This window comes from Actinomycetes bacterium (assembly GCA_022599915.1).
Lineage (GTDB): Bacteria > Actinomycetota > Actinomycetes > S36-B12.
On sequence record JAHZLH010000009.1, the window covers coordinates 16406 to 37876 of the forward strand.

At 59.7% G+C, this 21471-nt stretch carries 21 protein-coding genes; 8 read left to right on the plus strand and 13 right to left on the minus strand.

Annotated elements, in window-relative coordinates:
* Positions 1-61: 61 nt before the first annotated feature.
* The 3 genes from K0U62_01920 to K0U62_01930 form a co-directional block, all read right to left on the minus strand.
* Positions 62-811: a protein-L-isoaspartate O-methyltransferase gene (locus K0U62_01920; GenBank protein ID MCH9800274.1), complete on the minus strand. Its 750-nt coding sequence runs from the start codon at positions 809-811 to the stop codon at positions 62-64.
* A 57-nt stretch (positions 812-868) separates the two neighbouring features.
* Positions 869-1288 (minus strand): RpiB/LacA/LacB family sugar-phosphate isomerase, encoded by a 420-nt coding sequence (locus tag K0U62_01925; GenBank protein ID MCH9800275.1) that lies wholly within the window; start codon positions 1286-1288, stop codon positions 869-871.
* Positions 1289-1369: 81 nt separating this feature from the next.
* On the minus strand, positions 1370-1843 hold the full coding sequence (locus tag K0U62_01930) for a GNAT family N-acetyltransferase (GenBank protein ID MCH9800276.1): 474 nt from the start codon (positions 1841-1843) through the stop codon (positions 1370-1372).
* Positions 1844-2039: 196 nt separating this feature from the next.
* Here K0U62_01930 and K0U62_01935 point away from each other — a divergent pair, with 196 nt between their 5' ends.
* The 3 genes from K0U62_01935 to K0U62_01945 are packed head-to-tail and all read left to right on the plus strand — an operon-like array spanning position 2040 to position 5052.
* Positions 2040-3125, plus strand: coding sequence for an HlyD family efflux transporter periplasmic adaptor subunit (locus tag K0U62_01935; protein MCH9800277.1), 1086 nt, complete (start codon positions 2040-2042; stop codon positions 3123-3125).
* Entirely contained in the window at positions 3122-3826 is a 705-nt protein-coding gene (locus K0U62_01940) for an ABC transporter ATP-binding protein (GenBank protein ID MCH9800278.1), read from the plus strand. The genes K0U62_01935 and K0U62_01940 overlap by 4 nt, the downstream gene beginning before the upstream one ends.
* Complete coding sequence (locus tag K0U62_01945) at positions 3823-5052, plus strand: ABC transporter permease (protein ID MCH9800279.1); 1230 nt, start codon at positions 3823-3825, stop codon at positions 5050-5052. The genes K0U62_01940 and K0U62_01945 overlap by 4 nt, the downstream gene beginning before the upstream one ends.
* Positions 5053-5090: 38 nt before the next feature.
* Here the strand turns inward: K0U62_01945 and K0U62_01950 are convergent, their stop codons facing one another.
* Positions 5091-5624: a hypothetical protein gene (locus tag K0U62_01950; GenBank protein MCH9800280.1), complete on the minus strand. Its 534-nt coding sequence runs from the start codon at positions 5622-5624 to the stop codon at positions 5091-5093.
* A 168-nt stretch (positions 5625-5792) separates the two neighbouring features.
* Here K0U62_01950 and K0U62_01955 point away from each other — a divergent pair, with 168 nt between their 5' ends.
* From K0U62_01955 to K0U62_01965, 3 genes are all read left to right on the plus strand, one after another.
* Positions 5793-6365 (plus strand): hypothetical protein, encoded by a 573-nt coding sequence (locus K0U62_01955; GenBank protein MCH9800281.1) that lies wholly within the window; start codon positions 5793-5795, stop codon positions 6363-6365.
* Positions 6366-6588: 223 nt separating this feature from the next.
* Positions 6589-6978 carry a DUF1622 domain-containing protein gene (locus K0U62_01960; protein ID MCH9800282.1) on the plus strand — a complete coding sequence of 130 codons (390 nt, stop codon included), beginning with the start codon at positions 6589-6591 and terminating at the stop codon, positions 6976-6978.
* A 351-nt stretch (positions 6979-7329) separates the two neighbouring features.
* Positions 7330-7836 carry a DUF2165 domain-containing protein gene (locus K0U62_01965; protein ID MCH9800283.1) on the plus strand — a complete coding sequence of 169 codons (507 nt, stop codon included), beginning with the start codon at positions 7330-7332 and terminating at the stop codon, positions 7834-7836.
* 33 nt (positions 7837-7869) lie between these two features.
* Here the strand turns inward: K0U62_01965 and K0U62_01970 are convergent, their stop codons facing one another.
* The 6 genes from K0U62_01970 to K0U62_01995 all read right to left on the minus strand — a co-directional run bounded on the left by K0U62_01970 (position 7870) and on the right by K0U62_01995 (position 14607).
* Entirely contained in the window at positions 7870-8703 is an 834-nt protein-coding gene (locus K0U62_01970; protein MCH9800284.1) for an NmrA family NAD(P)-binding protein, read from the minus strand.
* A 159-nt stretch (positions 8704-8862) separates the two neighbouring features.
* Positions 8863-10539 carry an MFS transporter gene (locus tag K0U62_01975; protein MCH9800285.1) on the minus strand — a complete coding sequence of 559 codons (1677 nt, stop codon included), beginning with the start codon at positions 10537-10539 and terminating at the stop codon, positions 8863-8865.
* Between the two features lie 229 nt (positions 10540-10768).
* Positions 10769-11812 carry an alpha/beta fold hydrolase gene (locus K0U62_01980; protein ID MCH9800286.1) on the minus strand — a complete coding sequence of 348 codons (1044 nt, stop codon included), beginning with the start codon at positions 11810-11812 and terminating at the stop codon, positions 10769-10771.
* Between the two features lie 93 nt (positions 11813-11905).
* The gene (locus K0U62_01985; protein MCH9800287.1) at positions 11906-13981 is read right to left on the minus strand and encodes a beta-lactamase family protein; all 2076 of its coding nucleotides are present in this window, start codon (positions 13979-13981) and stop codon (positions 11906-11908) included.
* A 141-nt stretch (positions 13982-14122) separates the two neighbouring features.
* Complete coding sequence (locus tag K0U62_01990; GenBank protein ID MCH9800288.1) at positions 14123-14326, minus strand: hypothetical protein; 204 nt, start codon at positions 14324-14326, stop codon at positions 14123-14125.
* Positions 14327-14331: 5 nt separating this feature from the next.
* Entirely contained in the window at positions 14332-14607 is a 276-nt protein-coding gene (locus K0U62_01995; protein MCH9800289.1) for a hypothetical protein, read from the minus strand.
* A gap of 706 nt (positions 14608-15313) precedes the next feature.
* Between K0U62_01995 and K0U62_02000 the strand changes: the two genes are divergently transcribed.
* The gene (locus tag K0U62_02000; protein ID MCH9800290.1) at positions 15314-16735 is read left to right on the plus strand and encodes an FAD-dependent oxidoreductase; all 1422 of its coding nucleotides are present in this window, start codon (positions 15314-15316) and stop codon (positions 16733-16735) included.
* Here K0U62_02000 and K0U62_02005 read toward each other — a convergent pair.
* Positions 16732-17754, minus strand: coding sequence for a hypothetical protein (locus K0U62_02005; GenBank protein MCH9800291.1), 1023 nt, complete (start codon positions 17752-17754; stop codon positions 16732-16734). The two genes, K0U62_02000 and K0U62_02005, sit on opposite strands and share 4 nt — an antisense overlap.
* 121 nt (positions 17755-17875) lie before the next feature.
* Positions 17876-18838, minus strand: a complete 963-nt coding sequence (locus K0U62_02010) for a DNA-3-methyladenine glycosylase 2 family protein (GenBank protein MCH9800292.1) — start codon at positions 18836-18838, stop codon at positions 17876-17878.
* Between the two features lie 54 nt (positions 18839-18892).
* On the opposite strand from K0U62_02010, the gene K0U62_02015 reads away from it, so the two are divergent.
* The gene (locus K0U62_02015) at positions 18893-19729 is read left to right on the plus strand and encodes a thioesterase family protein (GenBank protein ID MCH9800293.1); all 837 of its coding nucleotides are present in this window, start codon (positions 18893-18895) and stop codon (positions 19727-19729) included.
* A gap of 70 nt (positions 19730-19799) precedes the next feature.
* On the opposite strand, the gene K0U62_02020 is transcribed toward K0U62_02015, so the two are convergent.
* A complete protein-coding gene (locus K0U62_02020; protein MCH9800294.1) occupies positions 19800-21014 on the minus strand; it encodes a hypothetical protein in 1215 nt (404 codons plus the stop codon).
* Positions 21015-21471 lie beyond the last annotated feature (457 nt).

Consider the following 21471-nt stretch of genomic DNA (forward strand, 5'->3'; position numbering starts at 1 on the left):
GCAAACTCCGTTCTCTTCCCCAGCAATCTCTACGCCATGGTGGCACACCCGGCATACCCACTCAGGTCAACTCTTCCGCTTCGATGAGCGGCACGAACGCCACATCTATGAGCTTCTGCTGCCGGAACTCCGTTGTGAGGTCCGGGGCCCGCAGACTTGTGCTCGGTGCCAAGTCCCGCGATCCGCCACTAGCCGCGTGACGCATCCGTTCGACAAGAACGAGCCGTTGTTGATTCCCAAACCCACCTGACACATGCAAAGGCAGAATCAGTCGCCCCCCTCGCCGATGAGCCCGCGGCGAAACTAGTTGTTCCAGTAGGGCTGGCGGGATGTTGGCAGCCACCGCGGCCACCGCGATCCCGGCATAGGGCGCACCATCAGGCCAACCACCATGACCATCTGCGACCACCACTTCTACCGAATAGCCCAGCCGCCGCAACGTCTCGTCCGCTGATTCGGCCAATTCCGGGCGCACCTCAACCGAAACCACGTCGGCACCGCAAGCTGCAAGTACTGCTGCCTGATACCCGCAACCCGTGCCAACATCCAGTACTCGGTCACCTGGCATCACGCCGAGCGCCGTCACCATATAGGCGGCAATGAAGGGCTGCGAAATCGTCTGACCAGATCCAATCGGCAACGGGTGATTTTCCCAGGCCGCCGCCCGATGTCGCGGCGACACAAACTCGTCTCGCGGCACTTCACTGACGGCTCGCAGCACGGCCTGGTCGCGGATCCCCTGTTGCCGCAACTCAGCGATTAGTTGCTCGCGCTGCACACTTCCATCATGCTCCGATGACGCCGCCGTCACGCAACTGACGGCACGATTACACCCCAACGGGACGGAAAACACTGGCCGAGCCAGCAACTACTCCAGCCGAGCAATATTTCTCGCCTCACTGGGATCGGGCTCCGCCGCAAACCATGCTTCGAGAATTTCCGCTGCTAAGGCTGGTGATACCAGCCGGTTGCTCATCACCAAGACGTTGGCGTCATTCCATCGCCGGGCGCCGGTGGCCGTTCCGGGGTCACCGCACAATGCCGCCCGAACCCCACGCACCTTATTCGCGGCTATCGAGGCGCCGGTGCCAGTCCAGCAGAACAGGAAGCCTTGCTGTGCCGAACCCGATGCCACCGCCTCACCCACTCGACGGCCTACCTCCGCCCACTGATCGGGCTCACCTGCTGGTGGGCCAATCAGCTCGACTGCGAACCCTCGTGCGCTCAGCAACTCCGCTACCGCATCCGACAGCGTCGTCTTCTCATCCGATCCCAGCACAACCCGCATGACCACTCCCGATCAGTCTCGCTGCTAGCAACTTGACGCTACTGCACGACAACTCGTCACACCCCGCGACAGTCAACCCCATCAGCCGTCGTCGGATTCACCTCCTGACGTTGCTGGTCGGTACATCATGATGTGCGCGATGCCAGCTTCATCGAACTCCTCGCCAAACTCCGCAAAGCCAAACTCCCGATACAGCTCTGCGATGTAGACCTGGGCATGGAGTGCCATGGGCACCGCACCGCAATCGGCAATCACCTGCGCCATGAGCACCTTCGCCAGCCCTTCCCCCCTTCGGTCTGGTCGCACTACTACCCGACCAATGCTGTGCGCCGTACCGCGTTGTCGTTCGACCTCCGACTCATCGATGACGACTCTTAAGTAGGCCGCGAAGCCGCGCTCATCTGGCAACCAGTAGTGCATGGTCTCGGGGAGGCGGTCAAAGTGGTCTAGTTCTTCCTCGGTGATGCGCTGTTCGAGGAAGAACACATCGGACCGCAGTTTGGCCATATCGAAGACCTCGTCTCGAGTGAACTCCGACCACGGCTTGGCCACAATGGCTCCGGCAGACATAACCACAACTCTAGGCAGCCACCGCGGCGATTACCTGCGCTCACGGGTTTTCCCGGACAACAGCCCCGCATAACTGCCTTGGCAGCAACTACCGAACTCGCAGACCTAATGTCCCGTGTTAGTTACAATGTGGTGGGGTCCGGATGCAGATCACCTGGCTAATCAAACAAGGGGATTCCGAGTGAGTGATACCAGCACTTCCACCAGCCTGCTTACTCGCAACCGAATCCTAATGCTCGTGCTCCTGCTGGTGGTGGTGGTGGTTCTACTGGCTGTTTTGCTATCTGGCGGCAGCGAAGAAGATACGGCGACCAGCTACACCGAGAGCACCACTGAAGTCACCCGACAAGACTTGGTTGATCGCGAGACTGTCATCGGCACCCTGCAGTTTGCCGATGAACAGGAACTCGTCACCCAGTCAGGCGGAACAGTTACTGCTATCCGGAGCGACGGGAGCACGGTGGTCCGCGGCGGTGTGCTGTGGAAGGTCAACCAAAAACCGACGGTGTTGATGTACGGCACAGTACCCGCGTATCGGCCGCTCGCTGTCGGAAACTCCGGGACCGACGTCAAACAGTTAAACCAGAACCTGCGGAAGTTGGATTACCAGCGGGCTCCCAACAGCAATGACTTCACCAGTGACACCGCCACCGCTGTCCGCAACTGGCAAGACGACGTGGGCCTGCCACAAACGGGTACCGTGCCACTAGGGCAGGTTGTCTTCACTCCGGCTGCGACCCGAGTTGCAGCAGCGCTGGTAGAGCGAGGCGCAGTTGTCCAACCCGGCACCAAAATCATGTCGGTGACCAGCGAGGTGCGAGAGGTCGCTATCGACCTCGATACCGCTGACCAAAGCCTGGTTACCTTGCGGGATCGAGTGACGGTCACCCTTCCCGACGGGACCGAGATCGCTGGCCGCATCACCAAAATCGGGACCGTCGCGAGTAGCGGTAATGCCCTTCAACCTGGCACGGCAACCGAGGCAACCATCCCGGTCACCGTCAGCCTCGATCGTCCCGGTCAGGCGAAGCGATGGGACTCTGCACCTGTCGACGTGGGACTGCAGGCAGATAGCGCTAGCGATGTCCTCACCGTCCCGGTGGCTGCCCTGCTGGCGCTAACCGAGGGTGGCTACGCGGTGGAAGTGGTCAGCGACAGTGAGCGCCAGTTGGTCGGTGTCACCACCGGACTTTTTGCCGAAGGTCAAGTGGAAATTACCGGCAGTGGCATCGCCGAAGGGACGGTAGTGGTGGTGCCTAGCCGATGAGTGAGGATTCGGTACTGCGAGCTCGGTCGCTGCGGCGCGTCTACGGCGGCGGGAAGGCTCGGGCCGCGGCAGTTGTCGCTTTGGACGACGTCGACCTCGACATCGTCGCGGGCGAATTGCTGGCACTCGTGGGGCCGTCTGGATCGGGCAAATCAACCCTGATGCATCTGATGGGCTGCCTCGATGAGCCGACTGGCGGGCAACTGCACATCGCCGGCATCGATGTAGCTGGTCTCACCGACCGCGAACTATCCGGGCTGCGAGCAAACTTGATCGGCTTCGTTTTTCAGCAATTTTTTCTCTCACCAGTCCAAACGGCACTCGACAACGTAGCGGATGGATTGCTGTACACCGGTGTCGATCGGGACGAACGTCGCGATCGGGCTGCTGCCGCACTGGAACGTGTTGGACTTTCTGACCGACTCGACCATCGGCCAACAGAGCTCTCCGGCGGTCAGCGGCAACGAGTAGCGATTGCGCGGGCTGTGGTTGGCAACCCACCGTTGCTTCTCGCTGATGAACCCACCGGAAACCTGGACAGCGCTGCCAGCGCGGAGGTCATCGAACTGCTGGAGGAATTGAATGATGACGGCACCACAGTGGTGGTGGTTACTCATGATCTGGAACTGGCTGCGCAGTTCCCTCGACGAATCCGGCTAAGAGACGGACACATCGTTGCCGACGATCGGATCTCGGCATGAGTTCGACCCCTACGACCAAATCTGAAGCTGTCATTCCCACGTCGCAGTTAGCTCCTGGCGACATAGTTCGGGTAGCGACAGCTGGTATGCGCCACCGCCCGCTGCGGGCGGTGCTTTCCGGACTTGGAATCGCGCTCGGTATTGCAGCACTAGTGGCAGTGGTGGGTTTGTCGGCATCCAGTAAAGAGCAAGTGAATCGCCAACTAGACGCGTTAGGAACAAATCTGTTGTCGGTATCCGGCGGTACCACTTTGGGCGGTAACACTGCTCAGTTACCTGTGGAATCCATTGAGATGGTGCAGCGGATCGGACCGGTGCAATCGGTGGGAGCCCTCGGAGTAACTGATGCCAACGTGTACCGCAATGACCGAATCGATAAGGCGGAAAGCGGTGGAATCGCAGTCCGGGCTGCGACTGACGATCTACAGAACACCATCGGTTTCGACGTAGCCGCTGGGCGTTGGCTGGATCCGGCGCTTAACAGTTTTCCCACAGTGGTCTTAGGCGCCGACTCCGCCGCTCGCTTGGGAATAAGTCCAGAACTCCTTGGGCAAACGCGACCACAAGTATGGCTGGGAAATCGCTGGTTCACCGTCGTCGGGATTCTCGCTCCATCAGCCCTGGCACCCGAACTCGACCGTTCAGCTCTGGTCGGGTGGCTGGCTGCTGAGAACTACCTGAATTTTGATGGCCATCCCAGCACTATCTACGAACGTTCCGCGGAAGCATCAGTGCTGGATGTACAGGCTGTGCTACCCGCAACCGTGAATCCGGCAGCACCCGACGAAGTCCAGGTCTCTCGACCTTCTGACGCCCTGGCCGCTAAAGCCGCCACTGACGCCGCCTTCACTGGGCTCCTGCTGGGCTTGGGAGCCGTATCACTCCTTGTTGGTGGAGTTGGTGTGGCGAACACGATGGTGGTTTCAGTATTGGAACGCCGGCAGGAGATCGGCCTGCGCCGGGCACTAGGAGCCACCCAGCGAATGATCCGAGACCAGTTCCTCGGCGAAGCAGTCGCGCTGTCGGTCCTCGGCGGGGCCGCCGGGGCAGTTCTCGGCGCGTTAGTCACCATCATCTTTGCTACTACCAGCGGCTGGCCGATCGCGATCCCATTGTGGGCAATTGCTGCTGGTCTCGGCGTCACGCTGCTGGTCGGCATAGTCGCTGGCATCTTCCCCGCCGCACGGGCCGCTCGACTAGCGCCCACCGAGGCGCTCAATATCTAGCGTTCAGGGGGGTGCTCCCGCCCGACGAACTACTCGCTCTAACCCCCGACAAGAACTTTGACCAGGAGAACGCCTACTCCGATCAGCGCATCAGCAACCCCCCAGGCGAGGGCCTTGGCCCAACTGGCGCCCGACCAACGCGCTCCGAGCAATCCCACGAGAAATAGCAGTAGTACCAGCATGCCTTGGGTAACCCAGACGGTTGTTTCGTAGGCTGCGCCAGTCGCCATACTCAGCAGAATCGTGGCAACGGTCATTACCGTGACCGCGAGCAGATTACCGGCGATTCGGACCTGCGCCCACAACTGCTTGCGCGACATCATCTCGTGATGGACTAGCCGGTGGCCCATGACAGCAGCCCATGCGTGCGCCAGGGCTACCGCCAGCGACGCACCCACCGCCGCAGCGATCAACTCCCCTTCAGAGCTGACGAACTGTTTCAGTGAGGATGCGGCCACTACGCCCAGGATAGTGATGGCGGCGTAGACCATGATCGCCACTCGCTCTACCTGCAACACCTTGTCGTGGAGATGGGCAGGTTCGGTGATCTGGGTGCTATCCGATTCAGCCATGGGCACCATCATGACTCACGCCTTTGCTCAGCGTTGATCAACCGTAACTCTAGGTCTTGGGTCATGATCCAAATTCGCTTACGATGGAGCGGGACATATCGCAGCGGAAAATCGACCAGGCGCTAAGCCAGCCCGGCTCTTTTTTCAGCAGAACATTGTGGGAATCACATGAAACCGACGAAGAAAACGCACGAGCGAAATGCTGCTGCGCGTTGGTTGCTTGGATTCGGACTCGCTGCACTGGTACTGACGGGCTGCTCGTCTAGTTCGGAGTCTCAGGTTGCGACGCTTTCCGATCAAGACGCGCAGCCGGAGTCCAGCAGCAATCCTACCGCCACCGATGACGGTGGTCTCGCCTTCGCTGCCTGCATGCGCGACAACGGCGTTGATGTGCCAGATCCAGATCCCGATCAAGGGTTCGGCTCACCCGAGGATGCCGATATTGACTTCGAGGACCCGAAGTTTCGTGATGCGTTGACGGAGTGCCAGGATCTACTGCCCGGTGGCAATCCGCTCAATCAAAACTTTGACTCGGCACAGCAGGAAGCGATCCTCAACCTGGTGTCCTGCCTGCGTGATAACGGCGTCGATGTTCCCGATCCGCAGTTCGACGCCAATGGCAAACTAGTCTTGACAGATCCCGGAGCGATCAATCCCGGCGACCCGAAGTTGCGGAAAGCTCTGGAGAAATGTCGGTCCGAGTTAGGAGCGGTGGCTATCGGACCGGGTGCGGCCAACTAGCCGCAAGCGTGGCACCGACTCACGGTGGTACCGACACCGCACAGCCGGTGAAACTCTGCCTCCCAGGATCGACTTCGCGAGCGAAGTTACGTTGGCAAGATGGTGTTGACCCTCTCGTGAACCCGCCACGATGACAATCCAGCAATCGCTAGTGTGATGGGGCGCGGTGACGACGTGTTGAAGGTAGGTGGAACAGGTGAATGAAGACGCGTATGTCGACATAATGACTGCGATCTCACGCACCTTCGAAGTGATCGCCGCAGTCTTGCTGATCTTCGGGCTATTTGCATCCGGCATTCTCGCGATTCGGCAATGGCGCCGGACCGGAGACGGACAAGCAGGCTACAAACTGATGCGGCAGTCCTTCGGCTCGGTATTGCTGCTGAGTCTGGAGATTCTGGTGGCAGGCGACCTGCTCCAAACGGTGGCCGTTTCGCAAACATTGGAAAGCGTCGCAGTCCTAGGTCTGATTGTGCTGATTCGAACGTTCCTGTCCTTCTCACTAGAGATCGAAATGGACGGCACTGTACCGTGGCGTCGAGTAGCCACCAGCGGAGCAACCCAGTTCGCCAGAGCGCAACAACAGGCTGCTGAGGTGCCGGATCGAGAGTAGGTCCGAAAGTTCCGCCTCACCGTTGAACCTAGGCAACACAGCACGTTGCCGTCCCTTGATCGAGTGAGTGTTCTTCCCAGCGCAACCCACCAAGCGGGGCGACTTACTTCCCGCCATGTGGGCTTCCGTTCATGCCTCGCCTAGGAACGGAAAACAACCCGCCACTCCGCAGCTGAGCAAGAGCAAGCCGAGCCGGGTGTGTTGGGGGTGTTATTCGGACAGTGAATACCGCGAGACCTAGCGTCAAGATCCTTTATTGGGTTGTCGATGCAACGAGGAGAAACCATGGCCACCAACAACGGCGCAAGTATTTAGCGAACTACCCGACTAGTCGCTTCGCTCGTCGTCCTTATGACGGCGGCGTACTACTCCCTGGTTGCATTCGACAACATCACCAATCCCCAGAGCAACTGGGCTTTCATCCAGGGTGTGCTGAGCGGCGACGGTGTCAACGAAGCCGCTGGAGCAGGATTCGAGTGGCACTACATCGACAACGAGACCTTCCAACTCATCGGCTACATCACCGTAATCGCCTGCGAAACTCTCACCGGAATCCTATTGCTGATCGGCGGCTTCACCGGACTGTTCCGGACCCGGGACGACGTGGCCTGCGCTGCAGCACAAAAGTGGACGTACTACGGCGGATTCCTCGGACTCGGCGTCTTCTTCTTCGGCTTCCTCACTGTCGGTGGCAACTGGTTCATCATGTACCTGAACGAGACGTGGAACGATATGGAGCCAGCTTTCCAGAACTCGGTGATGACCATCACCATGCTGATCTTGGTGACCGGGGTGTTGGTGGGCAGCCAAGTTGGTTCCGCCCTGAAGGACACCGAATCTGCCAGCGAGACCGCCTAGCAGCGCTGATTTCCAGCGGCCGCTAGCAGGTATTCAGCGGAACTTGTCTGCAAAATCAGTCGCGAAGTCCGTCATAGTCCGCGCCGCGGTTCCGGTGACTACAGCGACATCATCAGTTGTTACTGCAGAACTGCCGGAACCAATCCGGGTGTAGAGACCGATGATGTGGTCGGCGAGATACTCAGAGACGCCTGCCCCCACCAGCACCTTCCGGTAGTCACTACAGTCCATGTCGTAGTAGTTGATCGCCCGGCCAACCGCCTTACTCAAAGTCGCCACTGCGGCAGTGAACGTCAGTAGTTCTGGTCCAGTCAGTTGTAGCGTTTTGCCCTCATAGCCTTCTTTAGTAAGCGTCACGGTCGCAGCTGCGGCAATGTCACGTGTGTCAATAAATCCCACTTCAGCCTCGCCGATCGCGCAGGTGGCGAAGACGTTTTGCCGAACGATGTTGTCGGCTTGGGTGAGGAACATTTGCATGAAGTAGTTGGCTCGCACGTGGGTGTAGGGCAGCCCAGATTCCTCCAGTAACTTCTCTGCCTGACCGTGCACTCGCGACACGGAGTCCTTGCCGTTTGGATCAGCGCCCAGTGACGATAGTCGGGCGTATCGAGTCACCCCTGCCGCAAGGGCAGCGGCAATGAGGTTACGTTCCATATCGAGTTGGTCTTCCACCGCCGGCACAATCGCAAACACCGCGTCGGCACCAGCGACCGCCGCATTCACCGCATCAGCATCCGCAAGGTCGACTGCTCGATCGTCCGGGTGGGAAGGATGTCGGCTCAGGCCACGGACCTGCTGGCCCTGCTCTCGCAACAATTCAACCGTTGGAGCGCCGACGTTTCCCGTCGCACCAGTCACCACAATCATTGCGCTACCTTTTCTCGGACGTAGTCGAAGTCTCCCTCGCACCCTAGGTGTCGGACGCCCACCTTCTCCATTCGGCACGAGCAACCGGCCAACTGTGTCACGCTCCGAGTTCCCACCGTCTGGGCGCGGCGGTATCAGCGACCGCTGTCCCAGCCGCGGCTAACTCGACTTTGGCTCCGGTAGTCTCCGCGTCGTCAGCAATCCCAGCAATGCAATCGCTGCTACCAGCAACATCACAACTCTGAAGCCGAACGAGTAGGCATCGGCAATATCCGCCACTGCGGTCTGGAGTTCCCGATCCTGGAGCACTTCCTGATAACTCTGCTGGTTCCCCGCAAGTTGATTCATTCCCCCCGCTTCCTGGCGCAGCGCAGCACCCCGGTCCACAAGCGCTGACAGGGTGGCTAGCTGCTGTGGATCTAGACTGCTCGCCTGAACGCTGAGTTCTTGCTGGCTCTTGTCCACCGCGGTGGCGGTAAGGATCAACGTGAGTACTAGGGCACCAAAGGCACCAGCCAGCAGCCTAACCCCAAACATAGTGGCACCACCGATCCCGGCTTTTGCCGCTGGTACCGACGCCAAGACGCTCTGCGAAATTCGGGCGTAGACCAGTCCGAATCCGATTCCGAAGATCAGCAGCGGGATAGCGGTGACCCAACCACTGGCGCCGGGCCCCATCGCGGGGATCGCTAGCAGTGACCCTAGAACGAGGGCGCCAAATCCGACCATGACCGTAGTGCGCGAACCCAACTTATTTCCGATTGGACCGGCTAGGTAGCCACAGACAACTACTCCTATGCCGATGGGGAGCAACGACAGACCGAGCACAAGAGTGTCCACGCCCAAGGCGAGCAGGAAGTACTGCGGGATCACCAAGATCGCGGCAAAAGCGCCCAGAAAGAAAAGGAAGCAAGCGATCAGCCCAATCGAGAACGATTTGTTCGCAAACAGTGTGAAGTCGAGGATTGCCGGACGGCCACTGCGATTGAGCTTGCGTTCATGAACGGCGAAAAGTACCCAACAAGCGATGGCGAGTATCCCCAACACAAACGGCATCGAGACATCCAGCGGCCAGTTCCAGTCACCGACTGCCAACGGCTCCGTTTGGGTGATCCAACCGTAGGTACTCGCTTCATTCATCGCAACAATCAGACCCGACATGGCGAGTAGTAGCAGCACTGAACCTAGAACGTCCATGCGTAGATCTGGATTCACCCCGCGAGTCTTCGTGACTGAAGCCGCGATACCGACCATGCAGACAAGTGCCAGGACCGGAACCAGCAGGCTAGCGATACGCCAGCCATGCTCAACGTCACCGAGTAGTCCACCAACAATGGGCGCAAGAATGAACCCAAACCCGAACCCAGCGGCGAACAGGCCAAAGGCGAGACCTCGATGGGGATCTCCCGCTGGGAACTTGATGTTGAGGAAAGCGAGGCAAGGCACTGACATCCCGACAAGACCGATTCCTATGATGAATCGCCCCAACAGCAGTACCCCACCGTTGGGGGGGAACGTCGCAATCAGACCACCAATGATGATCAGGCCACACCCGGCCCATAGGAATATCGGTTTGTGACTAAACCTGTCGCCGGCTTGACCCATGAGCATCACGAATCCGCCGGACGCTGCGAGGAGCAGGGTGCCGCCTAGATCGATAACCCCCGCAGAGGTATTGATACCTCGCACTACTTCCGGTCCGATGATCGGCAAGATATCGATCGCGTAGACCACGGTGACAAGCGAGAGCACGACGAAACCCAGCATCACGAAGCGCGGTCCGCTGGAAACTCCCGCTTCACTCGCCGACGGTTGGGATACCTGGGATTCACTCACACTTCACCCTGGCAGATTGCCGCACCCGTGGCGCATCGCGCCGCCTTGCTGGATGTCTGGTGTGGGCGAGAGGCGTTGCCCTGGCCTACGGGGGATGAGGCCAGTGCAACTATCAAGCACATGTCCAGTTGCTAACCAGCCAAACCTGTTTGGTCCACAGCGTGCGATTCTCCTCACCTCTCGGACAGTCACTTTCGGGACTGCTGCCTCGCCATCCCGAGCACTACCGCTAAGCGTTCGCTGTCAGAAAATCCACCGCTACCTGGGTGTACCAGGGCAATCGTTGTCCTCGTGCGTGAAAGCCAACATGACCCCCCACTGGGGTAATGACCCGTTGTACAGGAGCATTCCGTTCCAGGGTGCTCCAATCGATCTCGCGGTAGGGGCCCGACGGAACCATCGGATCGTCGACCGAATGAATAACCAACAACGGCGCAGCAGCGGCTGGGAGGAACTGCCCGCTGGAGTTGACTCGGTAGTACTCGTTTGCATCCCGCCAGCCATTGCGGGGCGCGGTGATGGCGTCATCGAATTCAGCGATCGTGCGCGCCTTTTGTACTAACTGCCGCTCTTGCTGGGTCACCCGCGGCTCGCCCTCCGGTCCGGATTGGAGGACCTGCTGGCGTAGCCCGGTCAACAGATACTTCTCGTAGAGCCCAAAGGCCATGCTGCTGAGATGGACCGCGCCAACGTTCAGGTCTAGCGGGGCAGATACCGCCACCGCCGCTGCCACCGGTAGGTCATCCAACGGCTCGCCCAGCAACTTGATGGTGACGTTACCGCCTAGGGAAAATCCCATCAGGAAGATTCGCGGTTCAGCGGCGACTTGCGCCTCCGGCATCAGGGCTAACTGGCGAATCACGGCTCGCAGATCACTGGTCCTACCCGCGTGGTAAAGCCCCGCGGAGGTGTACCAGGACCATCCGGCACCCCGCAGATCAACCCGCGCGACGTTGAACCCAGCCTGCAACATGCTCATCGCGGTTGCCCGAACATAGTCAGACTCCGCGCTGCCGCCAAGTCCATGGACGAGTACCACCAGGCCACGGGGATCATGACGAGCGACTTGATGCAGATGAACAGCTAGTCGATCACCACTGCCATCCTGTATCGGAACTAGACCACTGCGTTGGACTCCCAAAGCAGCCAAGTCATAGTTTCGCCGTACTACTCGACTACGCACCGTTTGTAGATGCCCCGACTGCCACCCCCACGGTGGGACAAACTCGCTGTTGATGATGTCGGCCACACCGAAGATTTGCATAGTTGCCACTGATTTCGCTTGATCCCAACACGCCAGCACACCCACCAACTACCGAGTGAAACGCGCGGCTGCTTTGGGGTGCCGCGACCGAGAAGCCCTCGCCTAGTTGGTGAGGTTCAGCGTGATGCTCGTGCCGGCATCACCAAAAGTGGCCACATAGGAATCCGCCGGTACATCAGCGGTGTCAGCGTTGGCTCCGCCGGAACTGACTAGGGCGAAATCTTGATCGTAGATCTTCCACGCCTGCTGCCCGACAAGCCTGAGCGTTCCTGCTACTGAGATTTTGCGCCATTCCGCGAAGTTCTCAGCACCGATCCTGACCGAGTTTTGACCCACCGCCAGTCGCGGGACCGTCGACGCCGGGCGCAGCTGGCTGCTGGCGAATGATAACCACTCGTCTCCCCCTCGCTCGGTGAACGCAACGTCGAACATGTCCCGGCCGAACAGGTATGGAATAGTCAAGAACATCGTTCCGACGCTGCTGCTACCTGCAGCATTGAACGGCACCATTGATGCCATCCCGTCCGCTAGCAAGTAACCCTGCAGACCTGGGATAGATTTCACTGTGATCGCGGGCGGGACGGCGGCCCAAATAGCCGACTCCGGGTCTTCATTCGCCAGTAACCATGACTGGTTCACCCGCTGATCCCAGGCAGCGGCCGGTTGGCTACCACCACGTACTTTCTGTCCCACGACTAAATCCTCGGAAAATACCGCAGGGTCGCCAGCTGAGCGTTTCACAAGAAATTTGCGTCCCCATGCGGCCTGCGACCTAATCGACGTGCCATCCCCCGACGTAGACCAAAAGGCCCCATCCGCACGTTGCCGATAACGGCCCGGAGTCACCACGCCACCACTGGCCTCGCTGACAAGTGGCTTCACTCGTAGCACCCGGTTGTCGTTCGCGGATACCTTGTAGGCCAAACCAGAAGCGAGGTAGGTACCGGTGATCCGGCGCACCTGTTTCTTGCTGGGTTTCCGCTTGGCGGGGGGACCCGATATGTCAGCAGGCATTCGGGCGATCTCACCGGATTCGGTCAGGGCGTTGAGGAGCACAACTCTTCCCACTGCTGCGGCCTTGCTTGAGGACATCGATCCGGCCGTGAGGACAATCACGGCCAAGTTGTTGTTCGGCGCGATCATGAAACTTGCGTGATGCTGCAGCGTATCCCCACTCTTATTCCACCCAGTAACTCCCGCCACTGCAAGTCCTGGTTCCGCCACGGTGTCCCACCCCAACCCGTAGCGCCAGGAGTCCGGCGATCCGACCTTGAGTGTGGTCTCGGTCTGATCCTTGGCCATTCGGCGCACCGCTGCCCGCGAAAGGACCCGGGTGCCCCCGACCTTGCCCGCACCAAGAAACACCCGAGCCAGTCTTGTCATGTCTTTGGTGGTCGACACCAAGCCACCAGCCGCGTAGACATTAGCGACCTGCGTCGGCTCTTCCTCAACAAAGCCGCTGACTCGCGCGATGTCTCCGGGAAGCGGCTCTGTCGTCAGAAAGCCAGAGCGATCCATCCCCAACGGATCCAGAATCTGTTGCGTCACATACTCGGTGAACGGCTGGTTCGCGACCCTCTCCACCACAATGCCAGCCAGCGTGAAGCAGTCGTTGCAGTAGACGTTCACAGACCCCGGGGTGGTCTTTAGCTGTGACTCGGCCAGCGCGCGCAGCAATCGCTGCGAATAGCCGGGAATGGGCGCGAAACTGAACGCATTGGCGTAGTCGGTGCCAGGTAGCCCGGCAGAGTGATTAAGCAACATCCGCACCGTGATCTGCCGGTACTGCGGTGACTTCATCCTGAAGTCCGGTACATAGCGCACGACTGGTGCATCCAACGACAACTTCCCCGCATCAACGAGTTGCTGGACGGCCATCGTCGTCACCACTTTGCTGACCGATCCGATTCCGTAGCGGGTGCTGGCGGACGGTGTACGACCTTGCGCATTCACCTGACCGAAGCCCTGACGCCACACCACTCGCTTGCCCGCGACAAGCGCCACCGCCGCCGAAGTTCCTGCTGAATCCCGCAGTTGTTCGCGAACTGCTCGGCGCCCCGCACGGATAGTCGCATCAAAAGCGCCGCGTCTGCTGACTTCCGTACCAACTACCGAGTCGGTTACCTCAAAAATGCTCTTGCTGTCATCCGTTGCTGCAGCTGCGGGGAACTGAGCCATCGACGTCACGGTGACTACAGCCGCCAATACCGCTAACGGCAGCGGCCTGACTAGTCGCCCAATAGACACCACAGTTCAACCTAACTTCGGTGCGACAAGCGGAGCAACCGGCTGCGCGAGCCACCCGTTCGGCTGATGCGACTACACCGAAGGCCCGAGCTCTTTCTCCCGATACAGCGCTCGATCTGCTTCGGCCAGCAGCCCATTCCGATCCGAACTTCCGTAACCCAGCGTACTGCCCAATGAGACACTCACGGGGACGGATCGGCCACCAACTGCGAACTCCCGGTTCACATTGCTTCGAACTGAGTCGACAACGGCATCGGAGTCCGACGCGCCTGCCAAATCACTCAGTACGACAACACACTCATCGCCGCCCTCGCCAGCGTGCCATCCACTCTCCGATACAGCGCCCGCCGGTTATACAGACCGGTCGGCGAATCCCGCTGCGCTAACTCAAGGGCAACCACTGCCCGCTTCGCTTCACGATGCATCCCGTTGACCGCCAGTGCAATCACTGGAACCGAGAACACCAGTGACAGCATTGCTATTTGTGCCACGAGCACACTCAGCCAAGGGGAACCTCGTTGGTATTCCTCGGCGAATAGGACAAAGACAACTGTCACTGCGGCTATCTGGCCAGCAACCCATCGCGGTCCGCAACGCAGCGCAGACCACACCAACGGCGGCACAAGTGCCCAACGCAGCCACTCGGTAGTTGTTACCGCGACTACGGTCGCGACGACGACTACTTACTCCACTCGGCTTTCTTGGCTGCGGCTCATTTGTTGGCGCCCGCTTTTTTAGCGACCTTGCTGCGCCACTGATAACCAGCGATTGCGCCACTGCCATCAGAGGTTGGTGCAGTACCCATCAAGCTGTTGAAGTTTGCGGTCCCGTTCGGTGAAAAGCCAGCGTCCGTCACACCATCGGCCTGGTAGCGCACTCCTTCCTTGCTGCCTCCCCAGCCTCCACCCACCACAATGTCACCGGTGGACTGTACGCCGAGGCGCCTCGGATACTGCGTCTGACCGAGGGGTGCTCCGTCCTGATAGGCACTAGTAAGGGAGCTAACGCCTGATCCGCCCTTGCCCAGCAGCGCTAGCTTGCTAGCCGGAGTAGTGACATTCCCCCGACCACAATCTCCTCCATGAGCCCCCGCGCTGCCAGAGTCTTGCCAACCAGGGAAAGGCTGCTAACAAAGAGGATCGAGTTCCTCGCAAACTCCAGCCCAGTAACCGCATCTTGAGGCAGTCTGGAGGTTGAAGATCCCTGGGGCACCGACCCGCTGATATCGGAGATAACGGCCAGGGGAAGTGTTGCGGAGGAAAAGTGACCAAACGCAAGTCTCATCCGACGGGTAAGCACCACGACTCCTTCATCGACGGGGTTACCGCCGGTGCTGCTGATGGCCACGGGCCGGTGATCGTGGTCGGTGCTGGAGCAGCCGGACTCACTGCGGCTCGCGTACTTCACGACCAGGGTCGAGAAGTCATCGTCGTCGAAGGTCGTCAACGAATCGGCGGCCGGCTCCACACGATTGATGTCGAGGGTGGAACAGTCGATGAAGGTGGTAACTGGATTCACGGCGGCAGTGCCAATCCGCTCTATCACCTCACACAGGAAGCGGGCATCGCCAGCAGCGAGGACAAGATGGCCAGTAGCGGCGGATTTCTGATGTTCGACGGTGTGAACAAACGATCGGTAAATCAACTGCGGGCGTTATATCACCTCTGGCGAGCCGATCGAGTCCTCAGCAGGTTGAGTCGAGAGGACATCTCGGCGCCACAGTCCGCGGCGAATCTTGCTGAACGTCTCGACGCTGAAGTGTCTCGAGTGCGCGGCATCATCGGACAAAAGTATTTCCGATTCATGCTGCGAACGATGAATGATCTCACCGCCGCGCAGAAAGCTGAGTTGCTTGCCCCCAACACCCTGGCGCTAAATCCGGACTACGACAGTCGTGGTGACTACGTCATTGCAGGTGGTTACCAACGTCTCGTTTCCCGGCTGGCATCTGGACTCGACATCAAGTTGGGCGCCGAAGTTCGAGAAATCAGCTACAACGCAGCCGGGGTCACAGTCCAAACCTCCGCCAAAGTGCTGCGCGGATCTCACGTCATCGTCACGGTTCCACTCGGAGTGCTGAAAGCCCAGACCATTACTTTTCAACCAGCATTGCCTGTCGGCAAACAGCGAGCGATCCAGAATCTTGGTGTCGGAATCGTCGAGAAAGTCGTCCTGGCCTTCGATGAGCCTTTTTGGCGGAAGTCACCTAACCAACCCCGCAGCATCTTTCATGTCTCAGCAGTCCAGGGAGACTTCCCCGCGTTCGTCGACGCATCCAGTACCGCGGGTCGGCCCGTTTTGGTGGCGTTCCTGACTGGGGACCAAGCCCAGCAACTGGCAGAAGATCCGGAAGCCACGGTCGCGCGAGCGACAGAGATCCTGCACATGATCTTCACCGACGAATACCAGGATCCTGCTGCGGTACACGTCACGACCTGGGGAACCGACGAGTTCTCACTCGGCAGTTACTCCACTGTCTCGTTAACGACTTCGGCGGGTGACTACGACGACCTGCTAGCGCCAGTTGCCGGGCGGCTGCTGTTCGCTGGCGAAGCGACCTATCGCGAACGCGCCGGCTTCGTTGAGGGAGCGATCGGCTCGGGCATTCGTGAAGCACGGCGAATCTTGGGGTACGAAGCAGATCTGAGACTACCGCCGGTAGATACCGCTTTCACTCGAATCTAGGACTGGCGATCGTCTGGCGACGACTCGTCCGACGCCGACTGGCCAACTCGGGTCGCGCCAGCGCCTTCCACCGATTGCAGCGAATCTCGAATCTGGCGCAGCAGGTCGTGCTGGGAGAGGTAATTATCGTCCGGCGGTGCCGCGTGGTGATGCGAAAGCTTGCGCTGGCCAAAGTAGAAGAGAGCTCCCGCGATAGCGACTCCCAAGGTGGCAACCGCCACGGCCGCCACCATCTGCCCAACGATCGGCGGTTCAGTCGGAATCGCTTCTCCGACACCGTCAGCTAGGTAGGGCTGGACCATCTTCTCGACCTGAGTCGACGAGTTCAACACCCACATCGGCAGTTGAATCAGCCCCACCGCAAAGACCGCCACTGCAGTCGCGGTAGTACTAAACCGACGAGATCGCGCGATCGGATAAAGCGCGAAGGTTGCGATCAGAAGCAACCCGAGAATGATGACCGCCACCCACAAAATATCTGGTATTCCAGGCTGATTGAGTGCCGACAGATAGTCGCCCCGATCTTGAATGAGCTCCTTGAAAGCCGAGTCCATCGAGTCTTGGTTGTCGATCGAGTCGGTGTTCGCAAAAATCAAACTCCGCGCATCCTTCAACGCCTGATTCACTTCCGGCGTCCCCAGCAGTGGGCCCATCTGAGTCTCGTTTGCGTTCACCTCCCGAAGAAAGTCACTGAGCGCTTCGACGATTTCGTCCCGATTCGACAACTCTTCTTGGTCGACTTGCAGGACAACTTCCTGACCCGAGACGACCATTTCTCTAGCAGCACTAGCTATATCGACATCCTGCTGCCACAGGGTGTTCGTAGACAGCGCCACAACAAATACGAAAGCAGCAGATGCGAGCCCAAACACCCGATCGCGCAGCACGGTTGTGCCCTGGTCTTCCACCAGAGTCTTGGCAAACGGCCGTACTACCAGGGCCGTGATCGCAGCAGGGATAAAGGCTATCGCGAGGCATGCCCAAATCGGGAACCCGTAGAAAAAGTTCACAAGCCACACGCCCCCATTCAACAACATGCGTCGCGCAGTTTCCGGGAGGGTGCCCCTGATGTGCCACTACCGTGACACCTGCTACCGCCCCGCAAGCACGTCGGGCGTCACGACAGGGTTGGTCACGAAGTCAGCCGTACCGATGCCGCGGAATCGACATTCGCGGGCCACGCCTGGGCATGGGTCTTCCATACATTTCAATCATGCGTACCGCGCGGTATCGATCTCCGGCAAAGGGCGCTAGCAAATGCAGCATTTCCTCATCAGTGCCGTCGCGACGGCCCATTATCGAAAACACCACCCAGTGAGCCAGGTGGTAGTCACCCACACTCACCGCGTCCGCGTCGCCCAAGGCCCGCTGGGCCACCTCAGCGTAGGTCCAAGCGCCAACTCCTCGAACCGAGGTAAGCGCAGCGCGAGCCTCGTTGGGCGTCATCTCCAGCAACCGGCCCAGGCTCGCTCCCCTCGCTGCCAACTGCAGGATCGCATCACTGCGGGGCCGGTCGACTGCGAAGTTGCGCCACCGCCAGGACGGCACTAGGCGAATCTGCTCCGGTGTGGGTGGTAGGCGCAGCCCTGCTGGAACCGGACCCGGTGCAACGTCGCCGAACTCCAGTGCCAGGGACCGCCAAGCGCCCTTGGACTCCTTACCGGTGACCTTTTGCTCCAAGACCGCAGCCAACAGCGCTTCCCACACTCCATGCGACTTCGGCAACCGCCAGGAAGTCTGCCGATAGGCGGTGGCTACAAACTGGATAGTCCGCCGTTGCTCCGGCGACCAACGGGATTCCTCCGACGCAGCCTGAAGGCGCTGGCGGAACTGCTCGGGATCATCGCCAGCTCCGACCAGATCAGCCACGGTGCCCGCAGCCCACTGCGCACCAGGGCCAAAGGTACGAGCGACAATCGTCACGCCCTGGTCGCGAGTCTGGTCCTGCAACTGCATGCTGGCGGGGCCGGCAGGCGTGAGCATCCCCCGCCACATCCCAGTATCAGTCCGCTGCATAGTGGGGTCGCCCGCGCCGCGCTGCAAGGAACGCAACGTGCGCCAAAGGCTGTATGGCCCTGCCAGTCGGACCTCGGTCTCTTCCACCTGTTCAGTGTCTCTCGATGAGCAGCCGCCACCCACCTTGACTAGGCTGCGCAGATGCCTCAACGGGAGTCTTGGGCCGCGGCCTCAGCGGTGACGCAGCAAACCGACGGCCGCTTTGAGGGTCAACTCGCAGACGGCTGGGACATTCTCGGCGCTACGAATGGCGGCTACATCCTGGCAGTCATGGCCAAGGCGATGGCCGAGTCCGCCGGTCGAGAAGCTCCTGCAACGGTGACGGGACACTTTCTGGCACCAGCGCGCTCCGGCCCGATCTCAATCGCCACAACTACGGCCAAAGCCGGGCGAAGGCTAACGACTGTCCGCGCCAGTGCTTCCGCCGACAGCCAGCTTCTCACCGAGGCTTTGGGCGCTTTTGGCGCCTGGCCGGATCCGCACGACCTGCAACTCCAAGACGGTGAGCCGCCTACGCTGCCCGAACCGACTGATTGCCTGCGAATCCGGTCTGGCGCAGCAACCTGGGCCGGGCCCACGGATGAGACCCCGCCGCTGCCACCGCCCTTTATGGACCGCGTTGAACTGCGACTACATCCCGCCGATGCCGGCTTCATGATGGGTGAACCGAGCGGTCACGCAAGAATGCGAGCGTGGTTTCGGCTACTCGACGATGAACCGCTCGACCCGTTTGCTCTCATTGTCGCTGCGGATTGCCTACCCCCCACTACGTTCAATGCTGGCCTTCCGATCGCTTGGACTCCCACCGTGGAACTGACCGTCCACGTCCGCGCCCGTCCCGCGCCTGGCTATGTGAAACTCGACTACCGATCCAGATTCGTGGGTGCCGACCGCCTCGAGGTGGACGGACTGATCTGGGATGAAGATGATCGTCTCATCGCTCAATCCCGCCAGCTCGCCCTAGTGCCGCAAACCTGACTTCGGCCGAGCACTAACCCCTGATCACCATCGGAACTACCTGGTTTCGCTGAAAATGCAGGGGCTAGCCTTACATTCCCCGATCCCGCACAACCAACCGGATGCCGCGCCATGGATTCACTGCGTAGCCGGGGATGGTCTGCGGAGTGACACCAACGGCGGATAGCCACATCTGATACGCAGTCGCAGTCACTACACCACCGTGCCAGCGGCGCCAGACAATGTCCGGATCCTCAAGTGACGGCGGCGGTGCAATCGTGTCGGTAATCTCCACCACGTTGCCGCCTTGATCGAGAGTTCCCCATGGCGAGCGGGTCAGCGCCTGCCCAACTGAACTCATGTTGCCGGTGTAAATGTCATCCAACGGCGGGAATGGGGACACTGCACATTGCGCATCAGTGAAGGGTTCCGGGCACCAATCTGGGGCGACACCGGGCAGCGCCTCAAACGATGCCAGTGGCTGACGTTTCTTCGCCCCAACAACATTTCCGTAGTCGTCAAACTTGGTCATATTCGGCTGTTCCCCCTCGAAGCAACCCGAGTCATCAACCGGGCAGGGAACAAATAGCCCCGGATTCGTTGGGTAGTCCCAGTAGGAGTATTTGCCACCGCCCTTAGGGTCAAAATATGCGGCTTTGATCCACTCGTCTTGGCTGGAGACAGCAAAGCCGCGCTTTGCGTTCCGCGTGGCCTCTCGATCGCTCATGGTGTACATGCCGTTTTCGGTCTTAGACGACATGCGCATCTTGTAGGTCGTCACCGCCAACTTCTTGCCGGTCACCGTCTTCACGCGCTTGGTCTTCACCGAGAGGGTCTTGCCTTTATCCAGTGAGTTGGCCAGCCGGGCCGCCCGAGTGAAGTCGGCGACGTTGTAGGGCTTGTCTGCCCACTGTGGTGAAGCAACGTAGTAGTGCTGACCGTGAGGTGCACGCTTGTTTCGGTTGATTGAGCCGTACTTCGGCCATTCCCGCGAACTCTGCGCTACATCCCACAGTCGGTGCTTATTTCGACCCTTGGGATCCACCGTGTTCAGGAACTTCACCCACTGTGCGACCGTCAACTCGGTCTCAGCGATCCGGTATTGGTAGGGAACGCGACCGATACCCATGCAGTTATTCGCGGATTCAGCTTGCACGGCAGGATCGGCATTCTCCGCAACCCTAGCCATGACATCGGGCAAGGCTTTCTCGCAAGCCGCTTTGTTCTTGTAGACGTCATTCCAGAACGGAATGATCCAGGCCTTGCGATTCTTCGGCGACTTAACCGTGACCGTGCTGAGTTTGATCACGTCCGGGGACTTCTTCGGCTTCGGGAAGATTTCCGTCACCGTGCTCGACAGGAAATTCGCCACGTAAAGGAAACCAGCGGCGTCTGAGGTGATGCCAATCGGCCGTTTACCAGTGCGAGCGATCACTTTGGAGTCACCCTTGGGAATGATCTTGGAGACGCTGTTCGAACCATCGTTAGTGGTGAAGAGGTTGCCGTAAGGATCAATAGTGATGCCAATAGGACGGCGCCCGGTGGTACCCAAGATCTTGGACTTACCTTTCGGAGTGATCTTGGAAACGTTCCGGGAGTTCCAGTTCGCCGTGTAGAGGTTGCCCTCCCGGTCCATCACCATCGCCTGCGGCCAACCGCCCGTCTTGGCCAGGATCGATGACTCACCATCCGGTGTGATCTTGGAGACGTTGTCGGACTGCTCATTCGCGGTATAGATATTGCCGGCCGAGTCGACCACGATG